This is a genomic window from Bacillus sp. FSL K6-3431, from assembly GCF_038002605.1.
In the GTDB taxonomy this organism is placed as follows: domain Bacteria; phylum Bacillota; class Bacilli; order Bacillales; family Bacillaceae_C; genus Lederbergia.
The window spans coordinates 2488846-2504034 of the sequence record NZ_JBBOCT010000001.1 but is presented as its reverse complement, the minus strand read 5'-3'; the positions used below and the strand labels follow the sequence as shown (position 1 = coordinate 2504034).

General features: G+C 37.0%; 10 protein-coding genes. 5 read left to right on the top strand and 5 right to left on the bottom strand.

The features are described from left to right. Positions 1 to 34: 34 nt before the first annotated feature. Both MHB53_RS12620 and MHB53_RS12615 read right to left on the bottom strand, forming a co-directional pair. On the bottom strand, positions 35 to 1186 hold the full coding sequence (locus tag MHB53_RS12620) for a GntR family transcriptional regulator (protein ID WP_340918781.1): 1152 nt from the start codon (positions 1184 to 1186) through the stop codon (positions 35 to 37). Positions 1187 to 1676: 490 nt separating this feature from the next. Next, entirely contained in the window at positions 1677 to 2978 is a 1302-nt protein-coding gene (locus tag MHB53_RS12615) for an ABC transporter substrate-binding protein (RefSeq protein ID WP_340918779.1), read from the bottom strand. A 532-nt stretch (positions 2979 to 3510) separates the two neighbouring features. Between MHB53_RS12615 and MHB53_RS12610 the strand changes: the two genes are divergently transcribed. Further along, positions 3511 to 3705, top strand: a complete 195-nt coding sequence (locus MHB53_RS12610) for a hypothetical protein (RefSeq protein ID WP_340918777.1) — start codon at positions 3511 to 3513, stop codon at positions 3703 to 3705. Positions 3706 to 4116: 411 nt separating this feature from the next. Here MHB53_RS12610 and MHB53_RS12605 read toward each other — a convergent pair whose 3' ends face one another. Next, positions 4117 to 4572, bottom strand: a complete 456-nt coding sequence (locus MHB53_RS12605) for an OsmC family protein (RefSeq protein WP_340918775.1) — start codon at positions 4570 to 4572, stop codon at positions 4117 to 4119. A 345-nt stretch (positions 4573 to 4917) separates the two neighbouring features. Between MHB53_RS12605 and MHB53_RS12600 the strand changes: the two genes are divergently transcribed. Continuing rightward, positions 4918 to 6660, top strand: a complete 1743-nt coding sequence (locus MHB53_RS12600; protein WP_340918773.1) for a phospho-sugar mutase — start codon at positions 4918 to 4920, stop codon at positions 6658 to 6660. Between the two features lie 136 nt (positions 6661 to 6796). Next, positions 6797 to 7852: an aldose epimerase family protein gene (locus MHB53_RS12595; RefSeq protein ID WP_445661516.1), complete on the top strand. Its 1056-nt coding sequence runs from the start codon at positions 6797 to 6799 to the stop codon at positions 7850 to 7852. A 121-nt stretch (positions 7853 to 7973) separates the two neighbouring features. On the opposite strand, the gene MHB53_RS12590 is transcribed toward MHB53_RS12595, so the two are convergent. Together MHB53_RS12590 and MHB53_RS12585 are read right to left on the bottom strand one after the other, a co-directional pair. Beyond that, complete coding sequence (locus tag MHB53_RS12590; RefSeq protein WP_340924671.1) at positions 7974 to 9113, bottom strand: GntR family transcriptional regulator; 1140 nt, start codon at positions 9111 to 9113, stop codon at positions 7974 to 7976. 432 nt (positions 9114 to 9545) lie between these two features. After that, complete coding sequence (locus tag MHB53_RS12585; RefSeq protein ID WP_340918768.1) at positions 9546 to 10859, bottom strand: ABC transporter substrate-binding protein; 1314 nt, start codon at positions 10857 to 10859, stop codon at positions 9546 to 9548. An 886-nt stretch (positions 10860 to 11745) separates the two neighbouring features. Between MHB53_RS12585 and MHB53_RS12580 the strand changes: the two genes are divergently transcribed. Together MHB53_RS12580 and MHB53_RS12575 are read left to right on the top strand one after the other, a co-directional pair. Next, a complete protein-coding gene (locus tag MHB53_RS12580) occupies positions 11746 to 12792 on the top strand; it encodes an aldose epimerase family protein (protein ID WP_340918765.1) in 1047 nt (348 codons plus the stop codon). Between the two features lie 339 nt (positions 12793 to 13131). Beyond that, a complete protein-coding gene (locus MHB53_RS12575; RefSeq protein WP_340918763.1) occupies positions 13132 to 14049 on the top strand; it encodes an ArsR/SmtB family transcription factor in 918 nt (305 codons plus the stop codon). The last annotated feature ends 1140 nt before the right edge of the window (positions 14050 to 15189 follow it).

The window sequence follows — 15189 nt, the reverse complement described above, 5'->3', positions numbered from 1 at the left end:
CGGCATGGGCACCAAGTAACTACGCTTTTATACATTAAATATTAGTGGTGGTATTAGAAATATTCCTAACACTATCCCGGATCACTAGTTCCGTTGGGATTTGAATATGTTGTATGTCAATATCGGTATTATCCATCCGGCGCAACAACAAACGGACTGCTTCCTCACCCAATTCATTCGTAGGCTGTCGCATTGTCGTTAAGGACACCGGCAAAAATTGTGTGACATTGATATCTAAAAAACCTGTAATAGACAAATCGTCTGGGACCTGTAAACCGATACGTCTTGCTGCATGAACGACGTATGCCGCCAAATAATCATCCATACAAAGAACGGCGGTTAGCTGTCGATTGTTTTTCAAATATTGCTCGATGTTCGGTAATAGCACTTTAACTGATCCAGAATCATTTCCATGCGCCCATTCTACATTGGTTAATTTACGTTGGTATTGGAATGAGATATTATGATCCAACATGCACTGAATGAATCCCCGAAATCGTTCCTCACGACTCGTCGCAATCTCGATATTATGTGAAATATATCCAATTTGTCGATGACCTTGCTCAATCAGGTATTTGGTAATATTATAGGTTCCTTGAAAATGATCATGGTAAACAGAGTCAATCTGAATCTCCCGAAATTCACGATCCAATATGACTACTGGGAATTTATCCAATTTTAACCTTAATAAACCGTCTCCGCATTCCTTGCGATCCGACGGGAAAAGGATAATCCCATCAACATGATACTCGTGGGATAGTTCGGATAGAATAAGATTTTCTTTATTCTCTTGGTTATCTGATATTTTCAATAGTACTTCGTATCCATTTTTCTCTGCCTCGTGAACGATGGAGGTGATGATTTGACTGACATATTCATCAATGTGCGGAACAACTAATCCGAGTCTTTGACTGCGTTTCTTTTGCTGTGTTATGTCAAATTTCGTATCGGCATATTCAGCAACAAATGTTCCTCTTCTGGGGAGGCGGTATACTACTCCTTCATCTACCAGTTGTTGTAGGGCTAGTTTACATGTCATTCTACTTACGCCATATTTCTCCGCCAATTCCGCTTCAGACGGAAGTACATCATGTGCTTGAAAATTATTCTCTTTAATGAATTGTAGGATTTTTCCTTTTACTTCCATGTACAAAGTGTTTTTTGTGGCAAGTTTGTTATTCTTCATATTAATAGCACCCATCCATCAATGTTATTAATTTAGAGCATATCACTGGTTTATACCTGATGCAAATATCACCATGTGCGTCGTCGTTGTATATGTTGAGGACGGGCGGCTGAGACCTGTGGTCCTCCGTTTATACAACCACCTTTCTAATGATAATTTAGAACTACTGAATGATTATTGCTTCGCTTACCATATGCATTTCATTTGCTGCGTGAATGCTCAGTTGATGTGTCCACCATGTATCATATAAAACTCCCATCGTAAGAGAAGTGGGAGCTTGAAAGACAGCTCCCACTTCTCCGATATCTTTTGCGAACTACAACCTCAAGCGTAAAAGGGACCTAGCTCTCTTTCTCGTATTAGAAATTTCCCAACGCTTAAAGCGGGGGTGCCTGATCATATACTGTATTGAACGCAGTCCCGTAGCTGCTCTGGTTTCAAGCTTCAGGACTCGTTTGCAAGCCTCTCGTTAACTTTCTTATTATCCACATTAGTTTTCAGTATTCATTGCTTCTGTAATAGCTGCTTCCCCTTCTTCAGTTATAACGCGAAGGAATTCGTTGCGATCCAACCCTGACTCCACGTATCTTCTGGCGTCAAGATTGACATAGTTATCCCAAGTACTAATCCGTTTTGGCGGTATAGCAAGGGGATGAGCAAAAATGGAAGCTACATTTTTATCATGTGTCGATTCATAATCCTGGAAGAATTGATCTAGAACCCCAGTATCATTGCTGGAAGGTCCAATGCCATTACGTGATGCCCATAGCTGATACTCGTTTTCTGTAAAATACGTAATAACATCAAACGCTGCTTCTTTATTCTCGCTATTGGGATTAATGCTTAACGGAATAAGACCACCATCGGGGCGATGGCTCACTGCCGGACCGTCTTTCCATACAGGAAGCGGAGCTACGGCATCATTAAGTCCTTCATTATCCTGCCACCAATTTAATCCCTGTACAAATTCAACAATCATAGCCGTTGTTTGCTCTGAAGGAAATCGACCACCATCGAAAAATGGCCCGTCATCATTTCCTGGTATGCTTGTAATTTGATCTAGTAATTCTAAATACCGAGTGAATTCAGGTTGATCCAATAATATCTCGCCTGTTTCTGGATCGGTTTTGTTAACAGCAAGCTGCATGAGTGGAACAGTCGGGTTTGCTAAATCTAGTCCGCGATACTGGACGCCATTCCGTTCGCCCGTTACCTTTTTTCCCAATTCAATTGCTTCATCCCAAGTCATGTTATCGCTTGGATATGGTTGACCGAATAAATCAAAGATATCTTTGTTATAAAATAGAACATAATAAATGACCTCGTATGGTAAGGATAAAAGCCGATGATCTTTATCTCTCGCCCGTAGTGAGTCCAGAAATACTGGATTTATATGACTTAAATCATAATTCTTCTTTTCTACTAATTCATCTAAATCATAATCTAGTTCAAGATACTCCATATTTTGTTGCGAGATTTCAAAGAAAATATCCGGAGAAATGCCTTTAGTAAACAATTCTTCTAAATCCTCTCTACCAGATCCAGCTTTTACTTGTTCTAACGTGATATGTGGGAATTTTTTCTCAACGGGTTTTTTAAAACGCTCATTAAACATATTCTCATCCCAATTGACTAGTACTGATACTGTAACAGGTTCCTGTGCTTTATCAGTAGTGTCCTTATCAACTGTCCCTGCTGATGAATCCGCATCGCTACTAGAACATGATATTAATAACATCCCCAAACAACTGATCAACACAAACAGAAAAGTAAACTTGGTAATCGCTTTCATTACTCTGACCTCCAATCCTGCATGTATTGATCCATGTTTAGATCAATAGGCAGTTGATACTGAGTTTTTACCAGTAATGTATTTTGTTGCTTGCGACAATGTTCTCCAATCATCTTCTCGATCCCCCATTTATTTTGTATTGCTCCCTCGTCTCTCAAATGCAGAAAAGATGGAGCTAAAGCTAACTTTAATACCAATGTCAGTTCATGTCAATGGAATATTTTAGTCCGTTGATATCTACTGATATAAAGTTTGATATTTGTCCCTCTGGGAGGAGGAGCTCTATTTCGAGATTTTAAGGAAACCAAAGAACTATAGGTGGAGGAGTCCAAATCGTTAGGATCTGCGAGATGCAGGTCATAAAGGTATTGCAACATGGTGTTGCGATTTTAAGCTTTGTGCACCTTCCATTCGAAGGGGAGGTAGAGCCCCCCGCTGAATGAAGTATTACAGATATGACTTTACAGATTTTCCAAACATGTAAGGTCAGATACGGAGCTTTATAAAATCAAGATTTGCGGGACGTTTGAAGATGGCGAAAATAATCTTATCCAGTTTCGTTTTATCGTTAGAACTAAAAGGAAATCGACAGTTGTTTTCAGTAGCCTTGGATAAATTGGAAGCCTTTTGCGTGATGTATAATAAGGTTTACGGAAAGTATCTCCATTTAGAAAAGCACATGAAAAGAGAGAAGAAGTATAAAAGTTACATTCGACAATTGGAATGAGTGAATGGAAGTGGGCGATTGTGATCTTACCGAGCTTGAAGGTGTGGATGTCAATGGTGCAAAGCTTGCCTTGGCCAGCGAATGTTGAAAAGTGTATTTGCTCAGTATCTTAAATCATCCTAAGTAAAACTATCGCTGCCAGTAGAACTCCGCTGTTTTAGTATTGGGTGGAAAAAATAGACAAATCAAGCATGGACGCTTAAAATTGCGCCCATGCTATTTTTATTTTCTGTAGAAAAAGGACGGAGCTACGTCAAAGTTTAATCGGCATCCAATTAAATTTTATTTAAACATAGAAGTGGTTATATGAATCGTTTCACTTTTCTCACACCGCTTTGATTGTGTTTGTACCTGCTTATACTTCATTCTATTTCCATGCGAAGGTTGAGATTAAGTACTCATGATCGTTTTTTATGAGACTTTGATCCAATTAGATGTGACTGGTACTCCAGCATCTAATAATAGATTCATAACAGGGCATCTCTTCTCTACTGCCGTTTTTAATTCTTGTATTCGTGCTTCACTTTCATCGGTTTTCAATAAAACATCGAAGTTAACAGATTGAAAATGTGGTGATACACCTGCAACACCCATTAATCCTTGTAGATCTATCTCACCGGCATTTTTAAATTCAGCAGCTTCATAAGTGAATTTTTGCTCTTTCGCAATTAATGCAATCATGATCGAAGTACAGCTAGATAATCCTGCCAAGACAAATTCAACAGGGTTTGCCCCTTCATCAGTTCCACCAAGGCTTTTCGGCTCATCCACAATAAACGGCTCGAAGTTTCTAATGGATATAGATGTTTTTAGTCCACTTTCCCATACACCACTTGTTTCTACATTCATTAATTGACTTTTTGACATCTCATTCATCCCTTTCAATTCATAGTAAATTGATTTGTTTTATTAACTATAAAAGACTATCGATAAATAAGCAATATTAAAAATAATTTTTAAGCTATTAAATGTCTTAATTTGTATAAAAGCGTCTTTTATTATGTAAATGCTGCTTTTGAAAAAAATTAACACAGTATCACTCGACAAAATATATGAAGCTATGACAAAAAGAGTGTAAATAATTATTAGACAAGTTGGAAAAAGACATTTTTGTAGTGCAGAATCTGTCGTGGCATCTAGGCGTTTTAATTGATGTTAGGTAACTAGCCATCTGCTATAATGAATGGTATTGATAGGAAAAGAGGGATACATATGTCTTGGAAAACAAAAGTGGATCAATGGTTGGATTATGATCTATTGGATAAGTCGTTAAAAGCAAAATTGAACTCTATTCAGGACAATGAAAAGCTCCTTGAGGATAGTTTTTATAAGGATCTTGAATTTGGAACGGGCGGTATGCGCGGTGAACTTGGCCCAGGAACTAATAGAATGAATATTTATACGGTAAGAAAAGCGGCGGAAGGACTAGCTCTTTACATCGTGCAGCAAGGAAAAGAAGCGATGGCGCGTGGAGTGGTTATTGCTTATGACTGCCGTCACATGTCACCCGAATTTGCACTTGAAGTGGCAAAAACGGTAGGAAAGCATGGAGTGCAAGCTTATCTTTTCGAAGAACTACGTCCAACGCCAGTGCTGTCATTCGCTGTTCGTTATTTGCATGCTTTTACTGGAGTGGTAATTACTGCAAGCCATAATCCACCTGAATATAATGGTATGAAAATGTACGGGGAAGACGGTGGCCAGCTCCCGCCTGCAGCAGCAGATGTCATAATCAATTATGTGCAAAATGCTGGAAGTGAATTGGAGATTGAATCAGGTATGAAGGAGGAGCTTATAGAGAAGGGGCTACTTACTTATATTGGCGAAAGAATAGATCATGCATACATAGAAGCAATGAAATCCATTCACTTAAATCATGATGCAGTTGAACAAGCTGGTAAAGATCTGAAGATCGTGTTCACACCGCTCCATGGAACCGCCAATCATTCGGTTCGAGCGGGTTTACAGGCTTTCGGTTTTGAGAATGTGACTGTCGTAAAAGAGCAGGAGCTACCAGACCCAGATTTCTCTACCGTTGAATCACCGAATCCTGAAGAACACGCGGCGTTTGAGATTGCGATCCGTTATGGTAAGGAAATAGATGCGGATATATTATTGGGAACAGACCCGGATGCAGACCGTCTTGGTGTAGCAGTAAAAAATCATGAAGGTGAATATACTGTGCTTAGCGGGAATCAAGTTGGTGCGCTCATGATGCATTATATACTGGAACAAAATAAGCAAAATGGCTCACTTCCTGAAAATGGGGTTGTTATTAAGACAATAGTAACGTCTGAAATGGGACGTGCAATTGCGGAAAGCTATGATATAAAAGCATTGGATACATTGACTGGCTTTAAATTTATCGGCGAAAAGATCCTAGAATTTGAACAAACAAATGAGCATACCTTTTTATTCGGCTTTGAAGAAAGTTATGGTTATTTGATTGGTGACTTTGTGCGTGATAAAGATGCGGTTCAAGCAGCGGTATTTGCTGCAGAGGTTGCTGCATTTTATAAAAACCAAGGAAAATCGCTATATGATGGTTTGGAAGAGCTATTCGAGAAATATGGTTATTATCAAGAATCGTTACGCTCGCTTACTCTGAAAGGAAAAGATGGAGCGGAGCAGATTGCTGGGATTTTAGAGAAATTCCGAGCGGAGCCTCCTTTGCAAATTAATGATCAAGCTGTTGTTACGATTGAAGATTATGCTACTAGCGAACATTTCGATGTGCAGCACGGCACTAGGTCAATAATTAATTTGCCAAAATCAAATGTATTGAAGTACAAGCTTGCTGACGGGTCTTGGTTTTGCGTCCGTCCATCTGGTACAGAACCAAAAGCGAAATTTTACTTTGCTGTAAAAGATAAAACACTTGCTAACAGTAAAGAAAAACTTGCGGGACTCGAAACAGAAGTAATGGATATTGTCGATAAGATTATTAAAAAATAAGAAAGAAGCGGGCTCTCATTTTTGTAGAGTCCGTTTTTCTTTCTAATTCTTATCTACTTATAACTGTATTACATATATAATTAATTAACTTTTCCGCTTTTTCGTGTATGATATAGGAAGGAGAGGTGGGGTTATGTTGTACGTTAAAAAGAAATTGTTTGGGCATATAGAGGATACTCCGGTATACTCATTTACACTTGTGAATGATCAAGGAATTAGCATTCAATGTATTAATTATGGATGTATTATCACAAAAATTATTACTCCAGATCAGTATGATAATTATGAAAATATCGTGCTTGGCTTTGATAATCTGGACGAGTATATTAGTGATTCTCCATTTTTTGGTTGTGTGGTCGGCCGTGTAGCTGGTAGGATTGGTGGAGCGGAATTTACGTTGAACGGTAAAACGTATCATTTGGCGAAAAATGAAAACGGTAACCATATCCACGGTGGCGTAAAGGGATTTGATAAGGTAATTTGGGATGCAGCTATTATGGAAAAGGAAGAATTGGTCCAAGTTCAATTTTCATATACTAGTCCGGATGGAGAAGAAGGCTATCCAGGGAATGTAGATATGAAGGTTACATATACGCTAAATAATGAAAATGAATTTACGATTCAATATAATGGTGTATCAGATGAAACAACGCTGTTAAATATGACAAATCACTCATATTTTAATTTGAGTGGTGATTTAAAGCGAGATGTAATGAATCACTCGTTGACGATAAAAAGTGATCAGTTTCTTGAACTTAATGATGAATTACTTCCAACTGGGGAATTCGTTGATGTAGAAGAAACAACTTTTGACTTTCGAGCGAGAAGAATGATCAAGACCGGTATAGAATCAAATCATCCACAAAATCAACTAGTTGGCGGAGGGTATGATCATCCGTTTGTATTGAAGGAAAATAACAACAAAGAAATAGTATTAGAAGACCTTGAAAGTGGACGAACAATGACTGTTGAGACAGATGAAGTTGGTGTTGTCGTTTATACGAGCAATCAACTAAGTAATGAGGGGAAAGTGTATGGTGTTCCATCGAGAAAATACCTAGGTATATGCCTTGAAACACAAGGTTTACCTGATGCAGTCCACCATCAGCAGTTTCCGTCTTGGATACTTGAAAAAGACAAAACGTTTTCGAGTGCAACGAAGTACCGATTTGGCGTGCAGAAATCGCGTTAGTACATATCGAACATATTAAAGAAATGGCAAATAAAAAGGAAACCGGCCCTAATATTACAGGTGCCAGTTTCCTTTTATGTATTAGGTCAATTCCCTGATGATATAAATGGTTAGCTTATTCTTAGTTTGCTTTCTTTTCTGCTAATAAACTTCTTGTGGAATTTCGAATCACAAGCTCGGGCTCATATATGATTGACTTTTGTTGCGTTGGATCGTTTTGCTCCACTGCATCGATAATCCATTTTGCAGCATCCATACCCATTTGAACTTTTGGATGTATCACAGATGTAAGTTTTATTTCCGATGCTTCAGCTAAGGTAGAGTCATCATAGCCTACAACGGAAATATCATTTGGCACGCTGTACCCATTGTCTCGCAATATTGTGATAACGGCTAATGCGCTCGCATCGTTATAGCAGACAATACCAGTTGGAATGTCCGCTGGATTAGCAAGAAGCTCCTTTAATTTATCTTCTAATGCTGTGTCCAGATCTTCTGTTGTATAAGAAATAATCGTATCGTTTAAAAAAGGAACTTTATTTTCGCGGAATGCACGGATAAAGCCTTTCATCCGATATACCCCTTGCATATCATCTGTTTTAAAAACTCCAATGATTTTCTCATGTCCCAAGTTGATTAAATGAGTCGTGGCGATGAAGCCGCCTTTTTCATCATCAAGCATGATATATGCAGGGTTTAATTGTGAGTAATATTGATTGATCATTAAATAGGGGATATTCTTTTGTTCCAGTTCTAAGTAATAATGAATGTTTGGATTATATCCACTACTTTTTGTCGGTTCGATAATAAGTCCATCAATATTTCTACTAAGCATGGCCTCGAGGCACTGCTTTTCTTTATCCAAATCATTATCAGTGGAAGAGATGATGAGTGAGTATCCTTTCGAAGTTAAATAGGACTCCATTCCTCTAATGATAGACGGAAAAATGTAATCGGAAATATAAGTTGTAATAACCCCAATATTTTTACCAGGCATTTGTGCAACCTGATGCGGATTTTGTCTTACTTCCTTTTGGGGAGCTGGTGGAGTGGAACAAAACGTACCAGCACCCTGCTCTCTATATAGCAGTCCTTCATGTACAAGTTGTCCTACTGCTTGGCGGATCGTATGCCTACTAACATTAAACATCTTTGCTAACTCATTTTCAGAATGAATTTTCTCGCCCGGCTTTACGTCACCGTTTGCAATCCATTCCTTTATTTTGTCGATCACTATCATATATTTTGTGGGCTTTACCATAAAATCCCCGCCTTCAAGTTGTTCGTTTATCCATTCAGTTGTTTGTACAATTATTTCCATTATACATGATCCACAAATGAAATTATATGTTTTACTTATAGATAGATTTGATTAGGTGTATATATTATCTAAAACTAATACATACGTACAATTAAATACTATCCTGAAATAGGATAATAAAAAAGGGATAAGTCTCATAAAATGTATATGGCGAAAATAACAATATATAAAGACGTCTTCAACTGAAAATGTAACTATCTTAAGGTGAGATATATTTAACGCGAAAAGGTAGATTTAGTTATTTTCAAAAAATACAAGAATCCTGGTAACCCATACCAGGATTCTTGTAAGTGATATTTAGAAGTTAATTTCAGTTGATACTACACCTTCTAGTGAATTCCTCCTTCTAATTCTTTTATCAGTAGATTGCTATTATTGCTGTCTATGTTCCTCTATCATTTCTTTTACTTTCTTTGAAACATCAGTTATTGTTTTCTCTGCATCCTGTTTTCCGAGGTACATCAGGTCCATTATGTCGGTAACTTCTTTACCTAAACCTGGAATAAGTGATTGTTGGTCTTCAATAATGCCAATATCGCGTGCTTGGATCAAATAGCCTGGATGGTCTGGCACTTTTGCTTCATTAATGAGTTCATCAATTCCCGCTACAGAAGGAATGGCATTCCCGTTATCCGTTAGACGAGCCTTTTGACCTTTAGCTGAGGTGTAGAAGGACATAAATTTCATTGCTTCATCAAGATGTTTTGATTCTTTGTTGACTGCCATAAAAGCAACTCCAATAGAAGTGGGTTCCATCTTGTTACCTGTGTTGGTTGGCCAAGGAATATAATCAAATTCTAATGATTTATTTTCACTAAACATTGGAGTTAACCAGCGACCAGCTGCTACAAATCCAACTTGGTTGGACATGAACATCGCATCGGCACCTTGTCCTTTTGGTAGGGAACCACCATATGTGGCATTTCCATCCTTTACTAGCTTTGCAAGATATTTAAATGTTTCTTGTGATTTTTCATTTTCTTCTAAAATATAATTTCCTTCTTCATCATATAATTTTCCTCCATTAGACCAAATCCAAGAGAAAAAAGGTTCATTGTTATTGTCTACGACAAATCCTTTTTTACCGGCATCTCTAATTTTTCCAGTAATTTCAGCAAATGCGTCCCAATTCCACTCGCCTGCATCATAGTAATCTTGAGGAGTTTTCTTAACACCCGATTCTTTAAGAACATTCTTGTTGTAGTACATTAAAAATGGATTTGCATCAACACTTACACCATAATATTTACCGTCTTGTCTTGCTGCTCCCCACAAACCATCTGCAAAATCATCGGTTTTTACATGGCTATCTGAGCTACTTAGGAATTCACTTAGATCAGCGATTGTATCTGTATCAATCAGCTTTGAGATCGTCTCGTTGCCAACGTAAAAAATATCGTTCCCCTTGTTTCCTGATAGTTCAGTCATTAATTTTTGTTCATAATTGTCCCCAGGAACAGGAATCAATTTTACCTTTACATTTGGATATTGTTTTTCATACTCATCTAATGCCCTTTGATACACTTTTATTTCCGCGGGATTTCCCCAAGCTGACATAGTCAGTTGTATCTTTTTTTCACCATTGGCACCGGTAGAAGTACTACTATTATTGGAAGTGCAACCGGTAATCACTAGCAAAGCCATAAGAACTGATGTAATTGTAATAACGATCCATTTCTTTTTCATTAAAACACCCTCCTTATACTAATTGAACTTTTGAGTGAAACTTCTGATAATTGTAAAGTGATGGTAATCCATCATCTTGAGTTTATTACTTCTACATTCCCTAACAAGTAAGCGTTATCAAATGAACGTATTATAAATTACTTGGTCGGCCTTTGATAACTTAGTATTAAATAGGGCATGTGAGAAAATAATTATTTTTATCAAATGGAGAGGTAGATTATTAAATAGTAAGTATGTAAATAGGATTCTTGAATCCTTTTTAAAGTAGTAATCGCGTTTACATTTGCATGTACATCAGAATTATTAAGAATTAGCCCCTCCATAATAAAAAAAGTAGTATTAATAAATCTATCTAGCAAATTATTATATAGCTAGATATATTATTGCATTCAATTGTAGATAACATCGCCTCCTTAAATAACTGCAAAAATAAAAATTTATTTAAAACATGTGCACAATAGCATTAAATAGTGGGACAAAATTGTTCGATTTCAGTAGAATTGATTGCAGTTAAGTATAATACTCGGTGTCCGTACATGTCAAACGGATTTTCGAACGTTATCTCATCAAGTTAGTTAGGATACGTACAAAGAAAAGTTGGATAGATAATATGGTTAAAATAAGGCATCCCTTTTAATAATATAGAAAACTCTCATCATATAAATTGAGATTGCGTCAAAGGCAAGTATAAACAGTTTCATTTGAATGGATTTTATTTATCTCGAATTAAGGTGTAGGTGTTTTGAGTAATATATGCACCCCATCTTCTAATCACTAAAATTTGGTTAAAGCAATCCTTACGATATATATCATTTTGTAATACCAATTGACATGTACGTACACGGATACTATGATAATTGTATAGTAAAAGAGGGGTGGGGAAGAAGTGAAAGTTATAGAGGAATTGTTAGGAGAAATTGATAACTCACTAGTACATTCATTTACGCTAACAAACGACAATGGTTTAGAGGTTAGTTGCATCAACTATGGATGCGCTATCACGAAAATAATAACGCCTGATAAAAACGGTACGAAAGAAAATATTGTCCTTGGTTATGATTCACTAGAAGAATATGTTAATGGTTCATCATTTTTGGGATGTGTTGTAGGAAGGATAGCAGGCCGGATAGGTAATGCTGAGTTTGAATTAGATGGAGAAAAGTATATATTAGCAAAAAATGAAAACTGTAACCATCTTCATGGTGGGGTAAAAGGCTTTGATAAAGTTATTTGGGATGCTGCTATATTGGAAAGTGAAAAGTTGGCCCAGGTGGAGTTCAGCTATACAAGTCCAGACGGAGAAGAAGGTTACCCCGGTAATTTGAAAATGAAGGTTATATACACGCTTAATAATAATAACGAATTCACTATTCACTATGAAGGAATATCTGATCGAACAACCATATTGAATGTAAGCAACCATTCTTATTTTAACCTAAGTGGAGATTTAAAACGTGACATACAAGATCATACTTTAATGTTAAAAAGTGATAGATTTCTAGATTTGCAGGAAGACCTAATGCCAACTGGAAAAATTATTCCAGTGGAAGGTACAACCTTTGATTTCCGTAATGGCCGAAAAATTAGAACCGGAATAGAATCTAATGATGTTCAAAATCGCCTAGCTGGTGGGGGATATGATCATCCGTTTGTTTTGAATGATAATCACAATCAGGAAATTATGCTCGAAGATTCGGAAAGTGGACGGACGTTGACGATAGAAACGAATGAAGTCGGTGTCGTCGTTTATACGGCCAGCCAACTCCCTGAGGAAGGTGAGATTTATGGCGTGCCTTCGCGCAAATATCTTGGAATTTGCCTAGAGACACAAGGATTACCTGATGCAGTTAATAAAAAGGATTTCCCATCATGGGTGCTTGAAAAAAATAAGCCATTTTCTTCAATTACGAAATTTTACTTTGGTGTAAAATAAGTTTAATTAGAAAGGTTGATTATGTATGGCTCATCGAACAACAACCTTAAAAAAACCTTTAATCGAGCAGATCCTTGGGTGTACAAGCGCAGGCAGCTTTATACTATCCAAACCGGTACGCCGATGCTAGGTGTTTACATGGAATGGAAATGGTACACCGATTTTGTATGCCAGTGGTTGATGTATGGAAGGATTGGCGGAATGCTACTGTAGTGTAATATTCTGGCTCCTCTTGTAATAGCTACATAGTTAGTGTTAAAAAATTGAAGGAAAGTGGGGATATCTGTAATAATTAATGATATTATTACAATAAAAGATGTAATTAAGAGAGGTAATTAATTGAGAACATTACAATTAACGTTAGATGAAGCAATTGAGGTTTCTAAAGCATTGGCAAATGAAACCCGGATGGAAATTATTCGACAGCTAACAAAGGGACCAAGAAATGTGAATGAAATCTCGGAGCTGTTGAATGTGCCTTTTTCTACGGCAGCAGCTAATGTGAAGATACTTGAAAATGCAGGGTTGATTACAACAGAAATTGTTCCAGGGCGTGGAAATCAAAAAGTGAATTCCAAACGATTTGATCGTATTATTATCGATTTGGAAAAAAAGATTCCTAATATTGAAGATATTATTACACATGAGCTAGAGATCGGAGATTATGTAAATTGTAAAATTGAGCCAACATGTGGATTATTAAGCGAAAAGGGAATCATTCATATACTTGATGAGCCACGTTCATTTTTTGAACCGGACAGAAAAAGCGCACAGCTTGTTTGGTTCCGCTCCGGTTTTATTGAATATCATTTTCCGAACAGAATCCCTTATGGGACACTGGTGGATGAGCTAAGTTTCTCTGTTGAGCTATGTTCAGAGGCACCTTACCATAATGAGGATTGGCCTTCTGATATCACGTGTTGGATCAATGACTCTGAAATTGGATATTGGACAAGTTCAGGGGACTTTGGGGGAGAAAGAGGTTTTTTAACTCCAAGCTGGTGGGAGACACATAATACACAATTTGGGGTTTTAAAATATTGGAAAATAAACAAAAAAGGTAGTTTTATTGATGGAGTAAAAATTTCATCCATTACAATAGATGATTTAAGATTACAGGAAAAGCCTTATATTTCTTTAATGTTGGGTGTGAAAAAAGAGTCAAAAAACCAAGGTGGAATAAACTTATTTGGATCTAAATTCGGTAATTATGAGCAAGGAATTATTATGAAAATTAATTACTCACAAATAAAATAAGGTCAAAGTGTGGAAAAGGGTCACATTAAAGATAAATAAAATGATCAAACGGATCTTAGGCCCATGAAATGAACTAATATGAAAGGCTCCATAAAACTAGAGGAAGCCTCAATTTCTACTATTGTTTTATGGAGATGGAGTTGAAATGAGCCAAAATTAAAAAGCGTTATATTATAACGCCAATTTTAATAGGAACATTTTTGTTATTTTTATTACAATAATACTTGAAGTGTTACAATTCAACATGTAATATATAAAAATGAAAGCGCTTTATACCATTTGTTTAGTTCATATGCTACAGAAACAGGATAAAGGATGCAATTCTTTCTAAACACTTTCGTATATAGAATTCTATCCTTTATTACAATGATACTGAGAGTACTACAGTTAATCATATAGTAAATAACACTTTATTAGCTTTCATCTAAAGAGAATACTGCGGTGATCATAAAAGATTGATAGTAATTAGTATAATTTTTAACTTTAATAGACTCTCGGAATTTCGAGGCGTAAATTGCCGAATTTCCAAAAACCTACTGGGAATTAAGCTTTATTAATATTTGGGATTCGTTTTCAAAATTTTTCATAAAGAGACATGCCACAGAAGCGACACATATTATTTTTTAAAAAGACTGTTTTTGAAAACATTGTTGCTTTACCAAGGCAGTGCGTGGTGATTTCCGCTACAGTTGCTCGCTTTCCGCGGGGTGGGCAGTGAGCCTCCTCGGCATAAACGCCCGTGGGGTCTCTCACCTGTCCCGCTGATCCCGCGACGGACAGGACGTCCTAGTGTCGGTGTTGGCCACAGGACGTGGCCGTCTTTATCCGACCAGGAGTCTCACACTTTCGCTCTAACCTTCAACAGATTTTGTTTTAAAAGCAACAACCCCTTAGAAAAGAGCCTTTAAAAAGATTTAGCCATTGAAGAGAAAATATGACCGTTAAGAAACGATAGTTCATCTTTTTGATGAGCATACCCGCCTGGAACGGAAATCAACGGTGGTAGGAAGACACGTTGTATGTAGATTACTTATCTCATTCAATACATAATGGGTAATTCTACTAATAAAAAGTGAATTATCCCCCTATTAAAAGTAGGAGGAGACATGAAAAAATGGCACAAGAAAAACTTGTACCATC

Excerpts from the sequence above, each read along its gene's own strand:
- MHB53_RS12605 (WP_340918775.1), bottom strand. The coding sequence starts at position 4,572 with ATGTCAAAAAGTCAATTAATGAATGTAGAAACAAGTGGTGTATGGGAA.
- MHB53_RS12590 (WP_340924671.1), bottom strand. The coding sequence starts at position 9,113 with ATGGTAAAGCCCACAAAATATATGATAGTGATCGACAAAATAAAGGAA.
- MHB53_RS12585 (WP_340918768.1), bottom strand. The coding sequence starts at position 10,859 with ATGAAAAAGAAATGGATCGTTATTACAATTACATCAGTTCTTATGGCT.
- MHB53_RS12600 (WP_340918773.1), top strand. The coding sequence starts at position 4,918 with ATGTCTTGGAAAACAAAAGTGGATCAATGGTTGGATTATGATCTATTG.
- MHB53_RS12615 (WP_340918779.1), bottom strand. The coding sequence starts at position 2,978 with ATGAAAGCGATTACCAAGTTTACTTTTCTGTTTGTGTTGATCAGTTGT.
- MHB53_RS12610 (WP_340918777.1), top strand. The coding sequence starts at position 3,511 with ATGGCGAAAATAATCTTATCCAGTTTCGTTTTATCGTTAGAACTAAAA.
- MHB53_RS12620 (WP_340918781.1), bottom strand. The coding sequence starts at position 1,186 with ATGAAGAATAACAAACTTGCCACAAAAAACACTTTGTACATGGAAGTA.